The 21,948-nt window shown below is 42.6% G+C and carries 16 protein-coding genes; 9 read left to right on the top strand and 7 right to left on the bottom strand.

Annotation, left to right across the window (positions count from 1 at the left end):
* Window positions 1-224 precede the first annotated feature (224 nt).
* Both E2K93_RS05155 and E2K93_RS05150 read left to right on the top strand, forming a co-directional pair.
* Window positions 225-2,405, top strand: a complete 2,181-nt coding sequence (locus tag E2K93_RS05155) for a diguanylate cyclase (protein WP_135438070.1) — start codon at window positions 225-227, stop codon at window positions 2,403-2,405.
* 72 nt (window positions 2,406-2,477) lie between these two features.
* Window positions 2,478-3,233: an alpha/beta hydrolase gene (locus E2K93_RS05150; protein WP_135438069.1), complete on the top strand. Its 756-nt coding sequence runs from the start codon at window positions 2,478-2,480 to the stop codon at window positions 3,231-3,233.
* 170 nt (window positions 3,234-3,403) lie between these two features.
* On the opposite strand, the gene E2K93_RS05145 is transcribed toward E2K93_RS05150, so the two are convergent.
* Entirely contained in the window at window positions 3,404-4,906 is a 1,503-nt protein-coding gene (locus tag E2K93_RS05145; RefSeq protein ID WP_135438068.1) for a CoA-acylating methylmalonate-semialdehyde dehydrogenase, read from the bottom strand.
* Between the two features lie 108 nt (window positions 4,907-5,014).
* Here E2K93_RS05145 and E2K93_RS05140 point away from each other — a divergent pair, with 108 nt between their 5' ends.
* Window positions 5,015-5,959 (top strand): LysR family transcriptional regulator, encoded by a 945-nt coding sequence (locus tag E2K93_RS05140; RefSeq protein ID WP_135438067.1) that lies wholly within the window; start codon window positions 5,015-5,017, stop codon window positions 5,957-5,959.
* A 231-nt stretch (window positions 5,960-6,190) separates the two neighbouring features.
* Here the strand turns inward: E2K93_RS05140 and E2K93_RS05135 are convergent, their stop codons facing one another.
* The 3 genes from E2K93_RS05135 to E2K93_RS05120 all read right to left on the bottom strand — a co-directional run bounded on the left by E2K93_RS05135 (window position 6,191) and on the right by E2K93_RS05120 (window position 10,625).
* On the bottom strand, window positions 6,191-6,856 hold the full coding sequence (locus tag E2K93_RS05135) for a hypothetical protein (RefSeq protein ID WP_135438066.1): 666 nt from the start codon (window positions 6,854-6,856) through the stop codon (window positions 6,191-6,193).
* 911 nt (window positions 6,857-7,767) lie between these two features.
* Complete coding sequence (locus E2K93_RS05125) at window positions 7,768-9,390, bottom strand: S8 family serine peptidase (protein WP_135438065.1); 1,623 nt, start codon at window positions 9,388-9,390, stop codon at window positions 7,768-7,770.
* A gap of 398 nt (window positions 9,391-9,788) precedes the next feature.
* Entirely contained in the window at window positions 9,789-10,625 is an 837-nt protein-coding gene (locus E2K93_RS05120) for a mechanosensitive ion channel family protein (protein WP_135438064.1), read from the bottom strand.
* A gap of 227 nt (window positions 10,626-10,852) precedes the next feature.
* On the opposite strand from E2K93_RS05120, the gene E2K93_RS05115 reads away from it, so the two are divergent.
* Window positions 10,853-13,438 carry a TonB-dependent receptor plug domain-containing protein gene (locus E2K93_RS05115; RefSeq protein WP_135438063.1) on the top strand — a complete coding sequence of 862 codons (2,586 nt, stop codon included), beginning with the start codon at window positions 10,853-10,855 and terminating at the stop codon, window positions 13,436-13,438.
* A 116-nt stretch (window positions 13,439-13,554) separates the two neighbouring features.
* On the opposite strand, the gene E2K93_RS05110 is transcribed toward E2K93_RS05115, so the two are convergent.
* Window positions 13,555-14,775, bottom strand: a complete 1,221-nt coding sequence (locus E2K93_RS05110; RefSeq protein ID WP_228445571.1) for an amidohydrolase — start codon at window positions 14,773-14,775, stop codon at window positions 13,555-13,557.
* 209 nt (window positions 14,776-14,984) lie between these two features.
* Window positions 14,985-15,176: a PA3496 family putative envelope integrity protein gene (locus E2K93_RS05105; protein WP_135438061.1), complete on the bottom strand. Its 192-nt coding sequence runs from the start codon at window positions 15,174-15,176 to the stop codon at window positions 14,985-14,987.
* Window positions 15,177-15,531: 355 nt separating this feature from the next.
* On the opposite strand from E2K93_RS05105, the gene E2K93_RS05100 reads away from it, so the two are divergent.
* Window positions 15,532-16,281: an SDR family oxidoreductase gene (locus tag E2K93_RS05100; protein ID WP_135438060.1), complete on the top strand. Its 750-nt coding sequence runs from the start codon at window positions 15,532-15,534 to the stop codon at window positions 16,279-16,281.
* Between the two features lie 121 nt (window positions 16,282-16,402).
* Here E2K93_RS05100 and E2K93_RS05095 read toward each other — a convergent pair whose 3' ends face one another.
* Window positions 16,403-16,729: a DUF3718 domain-containing protein gene (locus E2K93_RS05095; RefSeq protein WP_169127221.1), complete on the bottom strand. Its 327-nt coding sequence runs from the start codon at window positions 16,727-16,729 to the stop codon at window positions 16,403-16,405.
* Window positions 16,730-17,183: 454 nt separating this feature from the next.
* On the opposite strand from E2K93_RS05095, the gene E2K93_RS05090 reads away from it, so the two are divergent.
* From E2K93_RS05090 to thrB, 4 genes are all read left to right on the top strand, one after another.
* Window positions 17,184-17,516: a YebG family protein gene (locus tag E2K93_RS05090; RefSeq protein ID WP_135438058.1), complete on the top strand. Its 333-nt coding sequence runs from the start codon at window positions 17,184-17,186 to the stop codon at window positions 17,514-17,516.
* A complete protein-coding gene (locus E2K93_RS05085; RefSeq protein ID WP_135438057.1) occupies window positions 17,516-18,217 on the top strand; it encodes a M48 family metallopeptidase in 702 nt (233 codons plus the stop codon). Before E2K93_RS05090 ends, E2K93_RS05085 begins: the two co-directional genes overlap by 1 nt.
* Window positions 18,218-18,537: 320 nt before the next feature.
* Window positions 18,538-20,994, top strand: a complete 2,457-nt coding sequence (thrA, locus tag E2K93_RS05080; protein ID WP_135438056.1) for a bifunctional aspartate kinase/homoserine dehydrogenase I — start codon at window positions 18,538-18,540, stop codon at window positions 20,992-20,994.
* Window positions 20,994-21,941, top strand: a complete 948-nt coding sequence (thrB, locus tag E2K93_RS05075; protein WP_135438055.1) for a homoserine kinase — start codon at window positions 20,994-20,996, stop codon at window positions 21,939-21,941. Before thrA ends, thrB begins: the two co-directional genes overlap by 1 nt.
* Window positions 21,942-21,948 lie beyond the last annotated feature (7 nt).

The raw sequence follows: 21,948 nt of genomic DNA, 5'->3' as shown, positions 1-21,948 counted from the left end.
AATATCAAGGGGCTATGCTGAGTTAAAGGTAAACAAAATGAAACCGCGAAAATGTAACAAAACATGCTTAACCACAAAAGCAGGCATATAACCCCTTGTTGTTATTTTAATTTTACAAACCATAATTGCGGTTTTAAAGGTCGCAGATTATTGGTAACATCAAGTCTATAGCGTAAATATCAACCATAATTGATAACCAAAAATAACAATAAAAAGAGCCGAATTTGTCATTTACCAAGGACTTTAATGAACAGCTAAAGCCTCTTATGGTCGTCTTGGCTGTATCCATTTTGGGTTTTATCGCCAACCTTTATCCTGTCCCATTGTTTGCCAATATCCACCTGATACTTGGTAATGTGGCGTTTGTTATTGTCGCCATGCGTTTTGGCGTGCTTTACAGTTCATTAAGTGCGGTTATTGTCGCGACCGCTTTTGTGGTTTCTTTTGGTCACCCATTTGGTTATGGCATTTTTGTGCTTGAGGCCATTGTTCTGGCGTATTTGCGCAAGCGCGGTTGGTATGTCTTGTATGCTGACATTGCCTATTGGCTGGTTATTGGTATGCCTTTAACGGCGTTTATCCTCAATTTTGTAATAGACGCACCGGGGCAGATTTGGATGTTTGCCACCGTAAAACAAGGGTTTAATGGCTTGATTTATGCCTGTCTAGCCGGGCTGATAGTGTATTTTTTTCCAAAGACCTTTGCCTTTTCGTTTCGCCAACAGCCGCGGGTGCAGCGCAGTTTTAAAGTGCAATTGGTTTATGCGACCACCTTAATTATTACCTTTTCGGTAATGACCACCTCAATATTTGTAAGCCAAAGCGTTATTGACCGCCAACACAGCATGTTAGAGAAAAGCATTGTTGAAAGCCGCGATTACATTTTATGGTCTACCAATAATATGCTTGATACTCATCGTCGTGCGGTAACTCATGGCGCCGATTTTTTAAGCCAGCTTGATGCAAAGCAGTTGCCTGAAGCAGGGCGTTATTTACAGACTTTGCGGGCGCAGTATCCACAGTTTCGCACCATGGCATTAACCAATAACACCGGCGATGTGATGCATTCAAGCCCTGAGTTCTTATTGGACGTTACTTCGATAAAAGACAAACTGAATATCTCTTTTCGGGAATATTTTCAGCGTTCGATGAATAGCTTTGAGGTGGTGGTTTCAAATGCCATGGTTGGCCAAGGGTTTGGTAATGATCCTATTGTTACTTTCAGTAAATCCTTTAAGTTTAAAGACTCAGCGTCGAACAGTGGCATTATCCAAGGCGCGCTTAATTTACATACGATTGAAGAGATTTTACCGAAAACAATGCAGCAAGATATCGCCATTGTTGTTACCGATGATGCGAATAAAATCATCTACGCCAGCCCTTCTCTTGATTTAGCGCCGTTGACGGTTTTTGATTCTCGTCCGAAAAAGGATATTACCTTTAAAAATACCGGGTTAGTGGAATTAGTTGCCGATGGCAAAGCAACCGGCGTTAATTACTTTCTTAGCCAAGGTAATCTCAGTAATGGCTGGCAAACCTTTGTCTTGTTGCCGTCTATCTCGGTCATGAAGTCGGTGGAAAAAGAATACTTATTGATTTTTTATTTGCTGTTTTTAGCGTTCTTAATCTCTATCAGCTTGGCGCATAAAATTGGCAAGCAAATCACCAGACCGCTGAAATTCATCATCGGTCAGTTGCATAAGTTTGAGCAAGATAAACAGCCTCAATTTGAACCTTTGTATCCTAATGCAGCGAAAGAAATCATCACCTTGTATGATGAAATGCAGCTATCAAAAAATGAAATTTTTAAATACCAACAGCATCTTCAAGAAAAGGTAGAGCAACGAACGGAACAGCTTGAAAAGGCCAATGATAAGTTAAAAGAAATGGCACAACGCGATGGTTTAACCGGTGTGTTTAATCGTCGCCATTTTGAAGAAACCTTTGCTTTGTTTAAGAAGATGGCGATTCGTAATAAGAATGATATGGCGTTGGTGTTAATCGATTTAGATCATTTTAAGACGGTTAATGATACCTATGGTCATGTCAGTGGCGATTTATGTTTGCAAACTGTATCGTCATTACTCGCTGAGGCTTTCTCTCGTGATACAGATTTGATTGCCCGTTATGGTGGTGAAGAATTTGTAATCTTGATCAACCATATCAGCCAAGAGCATTTGGCTCATAAGCTAGAGAAGCTGCGCTTAGCGATACAAAGTGAACGCATTATCGACAGCAACAACAAGGAAATAAAACTGACGGCGAGTTTTGGTGCAATTTTAGCGCCTGCTTCATTCTCTGCCGACGTTCAGAGCTGGTTAAAATTGGCCGATTTGGCCTTATACAAAGCCAAGCGCAACGGTCGTAATCAAGTGCATTTTGAAAATATGGTTGGCATCTTATAAAGATGCCATTTGCACAAGACAATAGCCAAACATCATCCCACTTTATGCAATAGAAATACGTTAAGGCCAAACATGATATTCATCTTTGCTCTCATTTTAGCGCTTATAACGCCTATCACATTCGCGAATGGACTTTCGTTAGACAGTATTGAGGATGGCAAAAGAGGGCGGGTAATACCGGTTGAGTTAACGTTGCCGGTGCAGCCTGAGCAATGCCAGGCAAACAGTAAGTGTCCGGTGGTGCTGTTAAGTGCGGGCTATGGCATGGCACATAACCAGTATTCATTTTTAGCGACATGGTTTAGTCAGCAAGGCTATCTTAGCGTTGCTATAGGGCATGAATTGGCCGGCGATCCACCATTGTCGGTAACCGGTAACTTATATGAAACACGCAGTGAAAACTGGATTCGAGGCGCTGAAACGTTAGATGTGGTGCGAACGCAATTAAGCGGCCAACTAAGCAATTATAATTTCGATGAGCTGCTGCTTGTTGGTCATTCCAATGGCGGTGACATTTCTGCTTGGCGTATCAATCAAAGTACACAGTATATAAGCGGCATCATTACCCTTGATCATCGCCGTGTACCTTTGCCACGAAATTCAGATATAAACACCTTGTCGATTAGAGCCAGCGATTTTGCTGCAGACCAAGGAGTGTTGCCGACGAGCGATGAGCAGCTACGTGATGGGAGTTGCGTGATAACCATTGCTGATGCTAAGCACAATGACATGTGGGACGGCGGCGCTGAACAACTTAAAGCCGATATTGTCGCCATTATAAAGGCATTTCTCAGTGCCACACCATGCCAACAGATAGCGAACCGCTAGCGCTTTCTTGATTGAATATAAAGGTTGCTCAGTTTACAGAGCGCTCAGTTTAAAAATGCCGTTAATTACATTGCCAAAAACAAACAAGAACAAACAAAAACACCGGCAATCGCCGGTGTTTTATTTTATCTGCTTAATCCAGCTTACGAAAGCGGATTAATAGTCGCGGACTATTTAAGGCTGATGGTAGTGTGTACGGTGTCACCATCTTGATGGTCTGGTTCAAACCAACGCGCCGTAACGGTTTTGGTTTGGGTCCAAAATTGCGTTACTTGCTTGCCGTTAGGTCCAAGATCACCAAGTTTCGAAGCACGTGAGCCTGTAAATGAGAAATACGCAACCGGTACAGGAATTGGTACATTGATACCAACCTGACCAACATCAATGTTATTTTCAAAGGTACGGGCAACATAACCTGATGAAGTAAAGATTGATGTACCATTACCATTTGGGTTGCTGTTGATGATTTCAATGGCTTCTGCCAAGGTGTCAACTTCAAGTACACATAACGCAGGACCAAAGATTTCTTGCGTATAAATGTCCATGTCCGTGGTAACACCAGAGAACATAGTAGGACCAACAAAGTTACCTTTCTCGTAACCAGGTACAACACAGTCACGACCGTCAACCAATAGGTTAGCGCCTTGTTCAACACCCGTGTTTAAGATGTTGATGATGCGTTGCTTAGCTTGTGGTGATACCACGGGACCTAAGTCTGCGGCACGGTTGGTACCAACATCAACGATCATCTTCTTCGCACGTTCAGCGATTTCTGGTAACCAAGTACGAGCTTCACCGACAAGAATTGTCACTGGGTTTGCCATACAACGTTGACCAGCCGCACCAAATGCAGAACCTAACAAGTCGTTAATCGCACGATCTTTGTTGGCGTCTGGCATGATAACCATGTGGTTTTTCGCACCCATCATACATTGTGCACGTTTACCGTGTTTGCTGGCGTGATTGTATACATGAGTACCAACATTGGTTGAACCAATGAAAGAAACTGCTTTAACGTCATCATGTTCACATAAACGGTTAACCACATCTGGGCCACCATGAACAACGTTAACAACACCAGCAGGAACACCTGCTTTAAGGGCAAGTTCAACCATAAACAAGCTGGCTGATGGATCTTGCTCAGATGGCTTAAGAATAAATGTGTTACCACAAGCGATCGCCGCAGGGAACATAAATGCCGGAAGCATTACTGGGAAGTTGAATGCGGTGATACCAACACCAACACCTAACGGTTTGTTGAGGGTGTAAACATCAACACCGGTCGCAGCGTTATTGGCGATTTCACCCAGTTGTAAGCGGGTAATTGAACAAGCATTTTCAACGGCTTCAAGAGCACGACCAACTTCACCTTCCGCATCAGGTAATGTTTTACCATGCTCTTCGGTGATTAACTTGGCGATCTCAACGGTGTTTTCTTCAAGCAATTGTTGGAACTTAAGCATGATGCGCATACGCTTGGTTAGCGAAACATTGCGCCATGTCTTAAACGCTTCTTTGGCGTTAGCAACAGCAGCTTCAACTTCGTCCATTGTTGCCATTGGTACTTTAGCCACAACGTCTTGAGTGGCTGGATTTAATACATCCAACCAAGTGTCTGATTTTGAAATAACTTTTTCGCCACCGATAATCAGTGGAATCTCGCGAATACTCATAGCTCGCCCCTTATTGTTTATAGCATTAGGCAAAAATGGTCATAAAAATGAAAATTGCCTTGGTTGTGCGTAGAGTAGGGGCTTACCACGTCTTTATCAATAGCATTGGTGCAACGTAGTGTTGCAATAATGCAAGACAGTGTTAACCGAATTTGTTATTCTGCAAAGATGAACTGGCACGACATTAAAATATTCCTAACCGTCGCTCGTACCCGCACGTTAAGTGAGGCTGGACGAAGCCTGCATATCGACTCTTCGACGGTGTCTAGGCGTCTGCATCAATTGGAAAAAAATCTCGGTGTCAGCTTGTTTGAGCGGGGTAGTGAAGGTCATGTGCTAACCGAAGAAGGCAAGCAGTTTTTGCGCAATGCTCGCAAAATGGAAAACACCTTGCACAATAGCCTAAACACGTTAGAAGGCAAAGACTTACAAGAAAAAGGCAATGTACGAATAGGCTGTACCGAGGCCTTTGGTAGCTTCTTTATTGCCAATCAGCTTAATCGATTTCAACAAGCCCACCCTAATATCAGTGTTGATATTCTGCCTTTGTCACGGCAAGTGAACTTATCTCGTTATGAGGCGGATATCGCTATTACGGTTGGCAAACCAACCAACACGTCGATGATAGTCACCAAACTTTGTGACTATCGATTGAAACTCTATGCCAGTAAGAAATTGCTTAATGCGCATTCGGTAGAGTCTGTGAAAGACCTGCAAAACATCCCCTGGGTTTCTTACACTGAGCATATGGACTTTGCCTCACAACTGGCGTTTATTGATGAGATCGCGCCAAATAATGATGCCAGTTTAAAAAGCAGCAGTGTTATTGCCCAATATATGGCGGTTAAAAGTGGTTTAGGTGTGGCGGTTTTGCCGTGTTTTTTGGTATCGCAGCAAGATGAGTTAGTGCCATTGTTTAGCGACACCTTTGATCTGGTGCGTTCGTTTTACTTAATGGCGCAACCTGATCGCAAACGTATTCGTCGAGTTGAATTGTTGTGGGACTATATAAAAGCGTTAACCGCTGAAAATCAACACGTCTTATTACCTTAACTTGAGCATGACCGCCTAAAAGCAATAACCGTTGAGTTTTAATCGATCAGAACTGACGGTGTTATAGACATAGCGCCGTCACAAATATATAACCTTCATTTCTGACGCTATTTGCATTAGCACATGCTGTGCGTCATTGCGGCGATGGCCGCAACCTCCATCAAGTTCGAGGTAACTTTTTAAGTCTGGTTTGTGCCATTAACTGCCGTTCATTAAGCAGCGTGATTATGTTTATTTACTTGATTTTATTAACTTCTTTAAATAATCATGGAAGTCATTAAAATTTACTAATGTTTGATTATATTGTTGAATTATAGAGCCTTCTCCCAAGGTTTTAATTCTAACCTCTTCAGGGATTAACATATTATTCAGTTCAAAAACCAAATAATCGTCGTAATCAATCTTAATAGCTCTTTGTGGGAATGAATCGGCTTTAAGGCTATGTATTTGGTTAAGACAATTACTGGTTGAATCATCAATACCCTCTGATTCATCGATAGGTTCACCTGATTCATCAACGAGTATCATAGGTGGTCCCCATTGCCCACTATACCAGTCTTTGGAGTCCTCTTTTCTTAAAAAAATCAAATACTCAGTACCAACTTCAATGCTATCAGCTATTGAAAACTCTACGAACTTTTCTTCATTCTCAATGTAATCGTAAAGGATTCTAGCTCGTACATTGGTTCCGCATGAAGGAATGTCTATTTCATCTTCATTAGTTTCAAATTCTACAACTTTAGCTTCTAACACTTGGACGTGAGCTACTCGGTCAGATTTCTCAATTACTTCTATCGGTTCTACATTGCGAAGAGTTGTTGCTTCTAAATTAAAGCTTAAATTGTAGATTAGCAATAGCAAGCTAATTTGCTTGTAGTTGATTAGATATCCTTTCAAAAGTCTAGCTCCATATAGTGGTTATAAAACGTCGGGTCATCGCTCTAACCAGTCGTTAGATTTTTGATTACATTACGTTAAATCATTTCATGACTCAATAGTGCCAAGAGCGATCATTGTTGGCTCGAAGATGCTTGCATTTAAGTAGAGCTTTTTGCATTTCGATAAGCTTTATAAATATCAGTCAAATTACCATCATAAAACCAAATTAGCCCGCATGTGCAATATAAAACTAGAGAAGCCAAAAAGTTTACGTCTCTCATTATTTCTAGTGCTATTGGATCAACGAAGTACCAATAAATTGAATAGCAACCATCTACACCAAACCACATAAAAAAGAGCATTAAAGGAAACTTAGACCATTGTCGTTTTATTAATACCCTCATGCTCCAAGGTGCTGTTAAATAAGCCACAAATGCCATAATAAGACTAATAGGTATATCCCAGTCTGGGGCTTCGTAATAATAAGAGCCAACGATGAGTAATATCACGCCAATTAACAGTGATACTAGCTTCCAAGGTCTTGCGTAATCCAATAATAAAGAGTTGATGATTAGCTCCTAATCCAAATATTTGTAACGGTGTTATTTTTCACAGACAGCCTATAGCCGCTTGTCACTCTAATTAGACCTTAGCCTGTTCAGTCGTTTATCGTTTATTATGCTTGGAACTCATTAATATCGATCGGCGATTGCCTTTATAAACTATCATAAAGTAGTTAGTTTTCAATCGATTAAAGTTTGTTTGTGCTGCTTTTTAAAGTGCAATTTGTGTCTAGAGATTGTCGCTTGGCTCGAGCATCCTTAACAATTTATCCGGCATTTTCCTAAATATTTAGGGATTAATTTCGCGCATAAAAAAAGACCGGCTAAGCCGGTCTTTTTAGATAATAACCAAGGGTTAGGTCGTTATTATCGACAGCGAGGTCCATTACCTTTACATGGTTCTGGCTCTGGCTCTGGTGGAGGAGTCGTACCGCCACAACCATTTGCTGTTAAGTAAGCATCGGCTGCTACTGCATCAACAATACCGTAACCAAAGTAAACATCATGACCGCTTGCGCCTGAATCCGTTGCACTTGCTTTCAATGCTTCACGAATATCAGTACCAGTACAGCTGCTGTGGTTAGACCAAACAAGTGCTGCAATACCAGATACTGCTGGTGTTGCCATTGACGTACCACTCATGAAACCATAGTCACTCGCATCGACAGAAACAGAAGCTGAAGACGCTGCGATTAGGCTGCTGCGGTCGGCAAAATCGGCACCAACCGCTGGAATGCTAGTTGCATTCGTCTCACCTAACGTACCGTATAACATACCGGCTTCGTTATTAACGATGATAGCGCCTAGGCCACCTGAGTTTTCACAGTTTTGTACTTTGTCATGGAAGCTGATGTTGCCGCGATCGATAACACAAATCTTACCATTGGCACTTGAGTCAACCGCTTCAGCAGTGCCCATGTAGTATGCCGCACCACTTGCAGAACCGGTGTTTTCCATTGCCGACGTTGCATAGGCTTGTGAATCAGCGCTCATATTCGCTGAGGTTGCCATACCTGCAGGGTAGGTTGATAAGGTATCAACACCACCGGCAGTAGCTTCAACACAGATTGTTTCATCAAATGTTGCATTCTTTCCTCGACCTGCAGTACAAGACGGGAATTGAGAGAAATCTGCAATGTTGTTATCAGCATCATTTGCACCAATCATCATTACTGATTCATAGCCTGCTGGGTATGAACGAACGCTGTTACCGTCGTTACCTGCAGCAGCAACAACTAAGCCGCCATTAGCTGTGAAGTTAGCGAAGGCATTTGATTCAGTGTTATTCGCACCGCCACCACCTAAACTCATTGAAATGATGTTCGCGCCAGCTTGCTCACACAAGTTAGTCGCGTGGGCTAAATCAGACGAGTAACCCCAGCCTGAGGCATTAAATACTTTGATGATGTGCATATCAACGCCTGGCGCCATACCTACAACACCAACGTTGTTATCTTCAGCACCTACAGTACCTGCAACGTGAGTACCATGTGGACCACCATTCTCGTCCCAGTTACCTGTACCACTGTCATTGTCGCCAGTGATGGTGCCCCAATTAAAATCAGGGTTAGAACGGTCAAGACCTGAATCGATAACACAAACCTTCATACCAGCTTGGCTATTGAAACTCACTTGATTGGCTTTTGATTGGTAAACAGCGTACGGCGTAAGCTGCTCTTGCATGGCATCGCCAAGGTCATCGTTGTACATGGCCATTGGGTAACGACGTTGATCCGCCTCAACCAATTGTACATGTGGGTTGTTTAATAAACCTTTAACAGCAGCTAAATCTTTGCCTGCGAATTTAGCAACAATAAAACCTTCAGAATCAAGTTTAATATCGCCACCTAGTTTTTTCGCCAGTGCTTTTACCACACCTTTCTTGCTGTTATCTACTTGGATTACGTATCGGTCATCAGCGGCATTGGCGGCAAAACTTGTGCTTATTGCCAAGGCTAATGAAGAACTTAGAAATGTTTTTAACTTCACTTTGGTTTTCTCCCTTACATTATAATTATTTTCCAGTCGTTTGAGTTTTTTGTGATCTCTGGGGAAGATCAATTGGTATTATGTAAACGACAAGAGTTTTTCAGTGTAGAGATATAATTTTAAATGTCAGCGGTAAAAGGTATAACAAAAAGTTATAGCTTATAACTTTCTTAAGTTATTGATGTGTTAGTGATTTTGTTGTTTTAACGATGTTTTTGTAATTGATTTATTGTACAAAAAAGCATCGTATGTCATTGAAGTTACATGTTAAAAACTTGTTAAATTGTTTGTTTGTGCAAAGACGTTTAGCCGCCCAGATGACTAATATTTAGACAGATAAACTGCATAAATATTTGTTCTAATTGTCGATGATTTTGATTTTGATATAATAAAATAGTTTAAGAATCTAATCTGTCATATCTAAACTGCATAAAGTCTTGAGTAATACGCTGCTCAAGAGAGACTGCTTGCTCGGTAGGGCAAAACAAAATTATGGTGAATTTAAAATTACCAAGCTCTGTCGTTGTAATGCGAATGTAAGGTTCTTCACCGGGCAAATCGACACCCAATCTTTTTTCAATCACCGAATTATAGCGTTGGCCTATTTCTAAGAATTCTTTAGTGTATTTATCCATACGTTGGAATATATGGTCTCGCGCATCAAACATGTTTATCTTGGTATCACAGTGAATCGAAAACGTGTGATACACATAGCGCTTCATAAAATTCATATTTTTAACCGTCTCGGTTAAAAACTGGCTGTTCGGGATGATGGCGGTGCGGCCGGTGTAATTGTAGGTATTGTTGGCAAAGTCGACTTCTTGGATCAAGGTAGACAGTATATTATGTTCTATCACTTCACCATGATTATCGCCGACCTTAATCCAGTCACCTATCACAAACGCGTTCGAGGTGGCGCGCAATATCGAACCACTCAAGCACAGTATTAATTCTTTTGAGGCGATAACAATTGCCACTGCTACCGCTGCAATTGAAAGTGCAAAGGTTTGTAACTCTCCCCACCACAGGCTCAGCAGAAAAATCGCCATAACCATGGCTTTAATATTTTTAGTTCGTGATATCCAAGTTCGGTGCTGTTCATTTAGGATGTCATTATCACGTTTAATAAAGACAACGATGTACTTAGACAGCAACTGCAATACCACCACAATGGCGATGGTAAGAAAAATCTTATTAGTAATTAGCAGAGAAAATTGTTGTAAAAAGTGCTCCATAAATAGCCCTTCCTAGATACCTGAAAAATGCCTGTTAATGATAACTATTTTCAACAAGCAAGATAACAAAAACAGAGTAACGAAATGTAACCCTTTGATTTTTTGCAAAGAATGCGTGAAAACATTTCATGTTAATAGTTTGTAAATGCGCTCTAGGTCAGATATAAAGGTAGTTGAAGTATTAATAATATACTCGTTAATAAAAAAAAATGTGAGGGAGAAATCTAATGTCTAGGAACTTCAAATTGCGTCACCTGACCCTAGCGGTCGGTATCGCTCTGGGTAGTCAGCCTGTGCTGGCAGCCGAAGAGGGCGAAGCAGTAGCCGATGAAAACATCGAGCAGATCGTTGTTGTTGGTACTCGTTCTGCACCGCGCTCGGTAGCGGATTCACCGGTACCGGTTGATGTCGTAAGCGGTGATGAACTATCTAAGTCTGGTGCGTCGGATTTACTTGATGCACTACAAAGTGCGGTACCGTCTTTCAATGTACGTGCGCAACCTATCTCGGATGCTGCGACTTTGATTCGTCCAGTTAACTTACGTGGTTTGTCTTCAGACTCCACACTAATTCTTGTCAATGGTAAGCGTCGTCATCGTGCATCTGTTATTGCCTTCCAAGGTGGTGGTGTCAATGATGGTGCTCAAGGTCCTGATATCTCAGTAATTCCATCCGTTGCTCTTAAGCAAGTGGAAGTACTACGTGACGGTGCGTCAGCACAATACGGTTCAGATGCTATCGCTGGTGTTATGAACTTTATTTTACGTGACGACAGAGATGGCGGTTCTATCTCGGTTAAATACGGTGAGTTTTCTGAAGGCGATGGTGAAACCACCGTTGTTGACGGTAACATTGGTTTACCATTTACCGATGATGGCTTTGCTAACTTCAGTTTCCAATTGAAAAACGTTGACCCGACAAGTCGTTCAGTACAGCGCCCAGACGCGGCTAACCTGATTGACCAAGGAAACACCGACGTTAACGATCCAGCGCAAATTTGGGGTAACCCAGAAGTTGAAGACGATATCACTATCTTTGGTAATATCGGATTGGATTTAGAAGATGATAAAGAAGCGTACTTATTTGGTAACTACTCTGAGCGAGATGTTACCGGTGGTTTCTATTATCGTAATCCACATAACCGTGGTAACGTTTTCTCAATTGATGGTGGTGAAACACTATTGGTTGGTGATGTTGCTCAATCGGAAGGCGCAGCACGCAGTTGTGCGGTGGTAAATATTCCTAAGAACCCTGATGGTTCAGATGGTAACGTGCTAACCTCGCCTGAGTATTTAGCCATGTTGGCCGATCCAAACTGTTTCTCAATGAACTCAATCATGCCAGGCGGTTATACACCGCAGTTCGGCGGTAACATTACCGATACCTCCATTACTGGTGGTGTACGTGGTGATATCAATGCTGGTTTGATGAAAGAGTGGAGCTTTGACTTAAGTGCCTCTGTTGGTCGAAATGAGTCTGAATTCTTTTTGAAAAACACTCTTAACCCATCGCTTGGTCTTTCAACACCAACCAACTTCCAAACAGGTAAGTACATTCAGTTAGAGAAAACCTTTAACCTTGATTTAGTACGCGGGTTTGATATTGGTTTAGCGGAAGACTTAAACTTTGCAGTTGGTGCCGAGTGGCGTGAAGAGAGTTTTGAAATCGTTTCTGGTGAAGAGTCATCTTGGAAAGCGGGTCCTTATGCTGACCAAGGCTTCAACATCGGTTCACACGGTTTTAAAGGTTTTGGTCCAGAATCACAAGGTCGCAATGAGCGTCGTAACTGGGCATTTTATGCTGATGTAGAAACTTACTTCACTGAAGGCTGGATGGTCGGAGCTGCGGTACGTTACGAAGACTTTAACACCTTTGGTGATACTACGGATTACAAAGTTACGACACAGTTTGAAATAACCGATAACTTGTCAATTCGTGCGTCACATAGTACGGGTTTCCGTGCACCAACTGTTGGTCAAGAGAACGTTGTTAATACGCAAACGTCCTTGGTTGAAGGTGAGCTAATCCAGTCATTCTTAGCGCCACCGACTGATCCTCTATCAGCATTCTATGGTGGTAAAGTGTTACAACCTGAAGAATCAACATCGTACGCAGCGGGTATCGTATACCAAAATGGTGATTTCTTCTTAACCGTTGATGCATACAGCATTGAAGTAACGGATCGTCTAGCGCAATCGAGTCAAATCGATGTACTAGAAGAAGATTGGGATGACCTACGTGACTTAGGTGTTAAAAACCCTGAATTGATTTCAGCGGTAACGTACTTTAACAATGACTTTGATACCACAACTGAAGGTGTGGATGTTGTTGCTAACTACTCAATGGGTCTGTTAGGCGGTGACACCAAGTTTAGCTTGGCATACAACTTCAACGATACAACGGTTGATAAGTTTAATCCTGAAACCACGTCGGAAGGTAAAGTGGAGCGATTGGAAGATGGTATTCCAGATCACCAAGCAACCTTTACCGTTAGTCAAAGTTGGGACGCGTTTGGCGCCTTCCTACGCTTCAACTACTTCGGAGAGTACTACGCGGTGCATGCCGATGATACCTCTGATGGTTGGTCAGAAACAGCTGACTCTACTTTCACTCTAGATGGTGAAGTAAGTTGGTATGCGACTGATAGCCTAACCTTTACGGTTGGTGGTAATAACTTGCTTGATGAAGAAGCACAAGAGTTGCAGAAAGGCCCTGATGGCGCTTACTCCGTTGTTGGTGGTAAGTACTACGAAAGTGGTCCATTCGATTACAACGGTGCATTCTACTACGGTAAAGTTACCTACAAGTTCTAAACTAGCGATAGTTTAAGATAAAAAAAACCTGCTCAATGAGCAGGTTTTTTATTGTCTTTTTTATGGCTTAATTAGCGGTATTTGCTAGCGGTAATTGCTAACCATCTTTAAGCCTCTTATTTTTGGTGACTATTCATGTAATCTAACGTCAAACCTATCAGAGTTTGCACACCGGTTTTCAAACCTGACTCATCGACAAAAAACTCTGGTGTATGGTGCGCTGGCGCATCTTCTTTCTTAGTACCTTTTGGCATTCCGCCTACACCCAAAAATAACCCAGGCACTTGTTGTTGATAGAATGAAAAGTCTTCGGCACCGGTTTGTGCTTTTGATAACACCACGTTCTCGCTGCCCAAATTGTTTTGTAAATAAGGCAACATTTTGCCCATTAACGCCGGATCATTATAGGTAACCGGGTAATTAGCGCCAAATGGCACGGTTACCTCGGCGACTGCGCCCATACTCGCGGCAATATTGATTGCTTTGCGTTTTACCGCTTCGCGAATGTGCTCTCGCATTTCTGGGTTTAAACTTCTTAAGGTACCAACAATTTCCACTTCATTAGGGATAATGTTCGAACGTACGCCACCGTGAATACTACCGACGGTGACAACAGCCGCTTCTTCGATTAATTCTAACTCGCGAGAAACGATGGTCTGTAAGCCCATAATTATTTGCGCGGAGGTGACCACAGGATCGACACTCTTCCATGGGTAAGCGCCATGCGCCTGTTTACCTTTAACGACAATTTTAAAGGTATCAACCGCGGCCAATGTGCCACCTGGCTTATAACTGATTTGTCCTGCTTCTAAGTTGGACCAAATATGAACACCAAATACGACGTCAACGTCAGGGTTTTTCATTACCCCTTGTTTAACCATCAATTCGGCACCGCCTTCTTCACCTGCGGGCGCGCCTTCTTCGGCAGGTTGAAAGATAAACTTCACTTTACCGGTTAGCAATTCTTTATGCTGACTAAGCATTTTTGCCGTACCTAATAGCATGGCTATGTGGGTATCATGGCCACAAGCATGCATAACCGGTACTTGCTGGCCGTTATACTCGCCTACCGCTTTGGAAGCAAAAGGTAAGCCGGATATTTCTTTTACTGGCAGACCATCTATGTCAGCGCGTAAAGCTACGACCGGGCCAGGTTTACCTGAATCTAATACAGCGACAACACCCGTATGGGCGATTCCGGTTTGCACCTCTAAGCCTAATTGCTTTAACTCGTCGGCGATTCGCTTGGCTGTTTCAAACTCTCGGTTTGATAATTCCGGGTGTTGGTGGAAATGGCGGCGCCATTCAATTACGTCCTGCTCGACACTTGTTGCCATCGTTTGTGGTGACAGATCTTTGGCAAAGCTGCTTGTTATGGCGCAGTTGAACGCTACAAAACAGCTTGCGGCTAATGCGGTTTTTCGAAAATAAGACATAAATCTCCCTAATAGGTGTTATTGCTATGTACTTGAGAGTAGAGAAGATTTAGGGAAATGAAAAGAACAATTTAGGAAATGTAGCAGATTAGCAATCTAATAAGTGGGATTTATAAATCCCACTCATCTTCGTCAAGCAACTCTTTAAGTCGCTTCTTTTCAAGTAACTCATCGATACGGCGTCGGGTTTTTGCTGTATCTGGGTTACCCGCATCATTTTCTGTGTTTGACGAAACCTCATCAGTAAAATCCATATCACTGTTGGTTAAATCGACATCATTAATGATTTTATTTCGAGACATTACTGCATCCTCAAGAATTTCGTTTGACCGTTATTTGTGAAAAATAGGCAAAAATAAATCGTACGTCAAACAAAATTTGCGATTTTCAAATCAAATGCATAAAAAAACGTCATCCCTTTGTTTACAGGCTGTTCAGGCCTGTTTCTTGCTTGGTGTTTGCGAGTAAATACACAGTGAATTTATGGTTTTGACTGACTTAGCGGCAAGGGCGGTATTTAAGTTTATGGGAGACATCGTTATCTTTATTAGGTAAGTTATTGGACAATAACCATGTTTGATAATTTTAAGGTGTTTGTCGAATACAACGACAGACTTACTTGGTTTATAGCACGATAACTGATGAGACAATGACGTCATGCAACGCAAGAATATTATAATTACCGGTGCCAGTTCTGGTATCGGCGAAGAATTGGCCAAACAGTTTGCGCAAATGGGGCGAAATCTGGTGCTATGTGCCAGACGCACCGAACGATTGCAAGCGCTAGCGAGCGAGCTTGAGCAGCAGTACCCAGCCATTACGGTGTTGGTTTTTGCTCTGGATGTAAACCAAGATGAGCAAGTGTTTACAGTATTTAAACAGGCAAAACAGCAGCTTGGCAGTATTGATAGGGTGATAGTTAATGCCGGTATTGGCAAAGGAGCATCCATAGGCACCGGCTATTATGCGCAAAATAAGCTGACTGCGGTTACCAACTTTGTCGCTGCGTTATGCCAATGTGAAGCCGCGATGGAGATTTTCAGAGAGCAAAATAGTGGTCATTTGGTCACCATATCATCGGTAAGCTCACAACGAGGTTTTCGTCGCTCGATGACTGTCTATGCTGCAACGAAAGCAGGGTTGGCGTCATTAACGGAAGGCATTCGAATCGATACCTTAGGCAGCCCTATTAAGGTGTCGACCATACATCCTGGTTATATTAAAACAGAAATTACCGATACCGATAAAAATCCCCCGTTTTTGGTTGATGTCACATCTGGTTGTAACAAGGTCATCGCTGCTATTGAAGCGGAAAAAAACATTGCCTTTGTACCGGGGTGGCCATGGGCTGTGATGCGTTATATTTTACCTATATTGCCATTATCGATAATGCGCCGATTGAGCTAGAGTACGCATATAAAATACATGGGATGTGAAAAGATTAACGCCCTGACTCAAAAACATCGAGCCAGAGCGTTGGGGGGAAGCAAGGTCCAGGGTGACAGATCAGTCCTCGCTGTTTATGGGCTTAAAAATTTACCGCATAAACGTTTGCCAAATCGGTAATTTCACTACCGCCTAGGCGTTCTTGCAGATGACTGGCGGTGTTATATGCACCGGCATTTTCTGCAAAGTTAACAATATTTTCGCCATTACATACCACTTTTGCTGCAACGGTTTTCTCTTTTAGGTGATAACCTTTAATAGTGCGACGCATATCGCCAAGGTCGTCAGCTTGCGCTGATTTACATACTTGAATTAGTGCATTTTCAAGATAAGGATCCATGCCCGCGGTTGCATTCATTGTAAAACCCATGCTGGTTGCCATTACTGCTGCTAAAGTTAGTGCTTTCATCGTCGTTCTCCACATTCTCATTAAGTATTCTGTAACAGTGTTGTTGTCGTTCGCTGTTAATCTAATAGTGACGCATTTTGCGAGAAAAGTTGTTAATGCAGAATGTGTGAATGTAACAACTTTGCCGGGCCTTTATTTACCGTTAATTCGGGCAAATTCAGTTAAAATCACGAGGTTAGTAGAGTTCATCAAATGTTAAAGATGTGTTAACAGAAACATTTTTTTACATCGGTGCATAAAAACACGGTTAAATCGTATATTTAGTCAAGGTGAGTTGCGGGTTTTGTGCGATGAGTGAAAAAGGAAAAAAAATTTTTTCTGGCGAGTCATAAAAAAAGCTGTTAAATTACTGGATAAATATACACTACTTGAAACAATTTACATTAAATGCACGGAAAATACTGGCATTATACGGCCACTATTTACGTCATACACTGGGTAATAAGGAAAGACTATGGCTGTTGAAAGTCGCTTTGTAGTGGTTCGAAATGGGGTGGAGGTTGAAACGTTTATGGACAAAAAGGCTGCCGATGAGTACGACAAGATGCTCGACATGGCCGATAATTTGTCGGCGTTACTCGATCAATCTTCGTTAGCACTTGAAGAGCAAATGATTGAAGATGTCAGTATCTTCCTCGCGAAAAATCGTGAACAAGTATTGATTTCACTATTGGCAAAAAAACCTAAGCCGGCGGCGGAACCTGTTGTTGAAAAGCAACCCGCGACCAGTAAAGCAAAACCTGCCGCAAAGAAAGCGACGGCAAAATCGAAAGCTAAATCTGCCTAATGGCGTCAATTGATTATCAACTGGTGCGCAGTAGTCGGCGCAAGACCATCAGCTTGCAAGTTAAGCATGGTCAAGTACGAGTGCTTGCTCCGGAATTTGTTAATGAGCAATACATTGCCGAGTTGGTTGTCAAAAAGCGCGCCTGGTTACAGCAAAAAATCGCTTTGCAGCAGCAAAGCAGTGAGACCGTCGAGCGCCAGTATCAACATGACGAGGTGTTTTACTATCTAGGTAAGCCTTATCGTTTGTCGGTTGTTGTTGCCAGTAAAAATAGCGTGTCGATTGAAGCGGAACACATAGTCGTTGCGGTTAAGGTGGCTAACGATGACCCAGCACTGATAGCCAATGCCGTGAAAAAGCAACTGCACGCATGGTATAAACAACAAGCAATGTCGATATTGTTAGCGCGCAGCGAACAATGGCAGCAAGACACAAAGTTAAAGGCAAAGTGCAGCACTGTACGTTATTTTAAGTCTCGTTGGGGCAGTTGTGACAGTAAAGGCCATGTAAAACTAAACTGGTTATTGGTCATGGCGCCAGACTGGGTTATCGATTACGTTATCATCCACGAGCTTTGCCATCTTAAACACATGAACCATTCTGCCGAATTTTGGGCACTGGTCTCGTCATTTTATGGTAACCACAAAGTCGCCAAAACATGGCTAACGCAACATCAATCTCACCTCTACTGGATAAACTAGTCGAATTTTTATCGGCTATTGTTTATTTATTCTGCAATTTGTTGTCCTACATGTAATTTTTCATTGTTAATTTCTTGTGATTAATGGCTTGACAGCGGCGAACCGCTGGTGCAGAGTGAAAGCATGAGAATATTTATGCACCTGACCAACATTACAATTACCACCACCATTGGTACCCCAATGGAGGTCAGTGGCTAGCGTGTAAATAAAACGTTCAAACATAAAAGCCCGTGACCTGCAAAGTTCACGGGCTTTTGTTTTTAAAGCAAAAATTATTTGCCACACTTGTTAATAACAATGGCTAATTCGAGGAAAACAATATGAGAGTGATAAAATTCGGCGGTTCTTCCCTTGCCAATGCAGACCGTTTTAATACGGTTTGCGAAATCATCGAAGCGAAAAGCCAGCATTCACCGGTTGCGGTTGTTGTCTCAGCACCAAAAGGCGTTACCAATCATTTGGTAGCGATGACGCAAAACCTAGATGATAGCAACTCTCTCGAACAACAAATTGACCATTTGCAAAAAACGGTAAACGCGATTTTTGATGATTTAGATAATGGCCAGCGGGCGTTTAATCGTCATCACGCTGACCAATCTCTGGCTCGCAGTCTCGGCCAGTTAAAACGTTGGATGCAGGGTTCAGCGATGTTGAATCATTGTCCAGATCATATTCGTGCTTGTGTGATCAGTCTTGGTGAACGTTTAAGTGTTGCTATCCTCGAAGCGCTGCTTAACACCGAACAACAAACCATTGCGGTATTAGAGCCAGAGCAATTTTTAAAAACCAATGAATCGTCACTCGATGCGGTTGCCGATTTGGTGTTAGCACGCCAACAATTTGTTGATAAATACAATCAACTACCGCGTATCAGCGTGATGCCAGGTTTTATCGGCGTAGCCCCATCTGGAAAATTGACCACGCTGGGTCGTAATGGCTCGGATTATTCTGCAGCGGTATTGAGTGTTTGTGTCAATGCCGAATGCTGTGAAATTTGGACTGACGTCGACGGTGTCTTTAATGCCGACCCGCGCTTAATTAAAGAAGCGAGCTTATTAGAGCACTTGTCATATCAAGAAGCGATGGAGCTTTCTTACTTTGGTGCCAAGGTGTTGCATCCTAAAACCATTGGCCCGATTGCTCAATATCACATCCCATGTTTGATTAAAAACACCTTGAACGTCGATGCTAAAGGTACCTTGATTTCCAATGAAGACAAGGGCGAAAAGCAGGTTAAAGCCATTTCAAATCTTGATGAGCTAACCATGATCAACGTCTCAGGACCAGGCATGAAAGGCATGGTTGGTATGGCGAGCCGAGTATTTGCTTGCATGAGCCGAGAAAATATCTCAATGGTAATGATCAGCCAATCGTCTTCAGAATACTGTATTAGTTTTTGTGTTTATTCTGCCGATGCTTATCGAGCTCAGCAAAGTCTGCAGCAAGAGTTTGAACTTGAGTTACTTAATCAATTGCTTGAACCAATCGATATGCAATCGCATTTGTCTATTGTCTCCTTGGTCGGTGATGGTATGCATCATCAACGTGGCGTCGCCGGCAAGTTGTTTAGTTCGTTGGCGCAAGCGCGAGTGAACGTCATCGCCATTGCTCAGGATTCATCAGAGCGCAGTATTTCAGTCGTCATTGAACAACGCAAATGCACTGAAGCGCTGAAAGTATGTCATCAAAACTTCTTTTCAAGCAGACAAACGATTGATGCGTTTGTTGTCGGTTGCGGGGTTGTTGGTAGTGAATTGTTAGCGCAAATTTCACGTCAGCAAGCATCATTAAAACAACAAGGGATTGAACTGAACGTTTACGGAATTGCCAATTCAAAAGGCATGGCGTTTGATGCTCAAGGTATTCCTATGGATAACTGGCAATCGGCGTTAGCAGGCGAACAAAAAACGCTGAGTGTCGATACCGTCAAGCACTTTGCCCGCAGTCATCATTTGATTAATCCGGTACTGGTTGATTGCACCTCGGATGCAGAGCTGGCGCTTAATTACGCCGATTATCTTGCTGAAGGCTTCCATGTTGTAACGCCAAATAAAAAGGCTAATACCGACAGCTGGCAGTACTATCGTCAAATTCGTGAAAATGCGCGTAAAACCAATCGTCTGTTTTTATATGAAACCAATGTTGGTGCTGGTTTACCGGTAATTGATACGTTGCAAAACCTTTTTAAAGCCGGTGATAATTTACAGCAATTTGACGGTGTTTTATCAGGCTCGTTATCGTATATTTTTGGTAAGCTAGATGAAGGCATGAGCTTATCGCAAGCTACCGAAATCGCCAAACAAAACGGCTTCACCGAACCTGATCCTCGTGATGACTTAAGTGGCATGGACGTCGCTCGTAAACTATTGATTATGGCACGCGAAGCGGGTATGGCACTGGAGCTGGATAACATCAAGGTCGAGTCGGTATTGCCAGACAACTTTGACTCAACTGGCTCGGTCGATGAATTTATGCAGCGTTTACCTGAGCTGGACAGCTATTTTCAAGATAAAGTTGAAAGTGCCAAAGAGCAGGGCAAAGTGCTGCGCTATGTTGGTAAAATCAGTAATGGTGAATGTCAGGTGGCCATTGAAGCCGTTGATAGCAGTCACCCACTTTACGCGATTAAAGATGGCGAAAATGCCTTATCGATTTTAAGTCGTTATTATCAACCGATTCCACTGGTATTAAGAGGCTATGGTGCTGGCGCTGAAGTTACTGCGGCAGGTGTGTTCGCCGATATGCTGCGCACTCAAGCTTGGAAGCAGGAGTTGTAATGACAGTAAAAGTTTATGCACCAGCGTCAATCGGTAACGTAAGTGTCGGATTTGATGTGCTTGGCATGGCAGTCACCCCATTATCGGGTGAATTGCTTGGTGATGTGGTCAGCGTTGAGGCCTCAGCCACAGGTGAAAATCAACTTGAAGTGGTCGGTGATTTCGCCGATAAATTGCCGGCAAACTATCAAGATAATATTGTTTATCATTGTCTGCAGTTATTTGAAAATGCGCTGGCAGATGTAGGTAAACAGCCATCTCCTGTGGCGATGCAACTTAACAAGAGTATGCCGGTTGGCAGTGGCTTGGGTTCGAGTGCTTGTTCTGTTGTTGCCGCATTAGTTGCACTTAATGAGTATTATCAAAAGCCATTTGATGACAGTAAATTACTCACCATGATGGGACAAATGGAAGCGCAAATCAGTGGCAGCTTGCATTACGATAATGTCGCACCGTGTTTTCTTGGTGGCTTGCAACTTATGGTCAGTGATGATGGTGTTATCACTCGAACTTTACCTGAGTTGGCCGACATCTATTGGGTTATGGCTTACCCTGGTATCGAGGTATCGACTCGTGCTTCAAGAGAAGTGCTGCCTTTGCAATATAGCAGGCAGACATTGATCCAATACGGACAAAATCTCGCTAGCTTTGTTGATGCCTGTCATCGCCAGGATAACAAACAGGCATTGTCGTATATTAACGATGTTGTTGCTGAACCGTATCGACTTGAGTTGATTCCCAGATGTCAGCAAGCAAAACAATATGTATTAGAAAATGGGGCCGCCGCGGCTGGTATTTCTGGCTCTGGACCGACATTGTTTGTCGCTTGCGAAGATTTATCTAAAGCGCAGCAATTAGCACAATATTTAACAGAGAACTATCTGCAATCTGATGCAGGTTTTGTTCACATTTGCCTTGCGGATCAGCAAGGTGCCCGAGTGATTTAAGGGGACA

Origin of the sequence: Thalassotalea sp. HSM 43 (genome assembly GCF_004752005.1) — a bacterium.
Lineage (GTDB): Bacteria > Pseudomonadota > Gammaproteobacteria > Enterobacterales > Alteromonadaceae > Thalassotalea_A.
The sequence above is the reverse complement of the archived record's forward strand: the minus strand, read 5'-3'. Positions and strand labels throughout refer to the sequence as shown.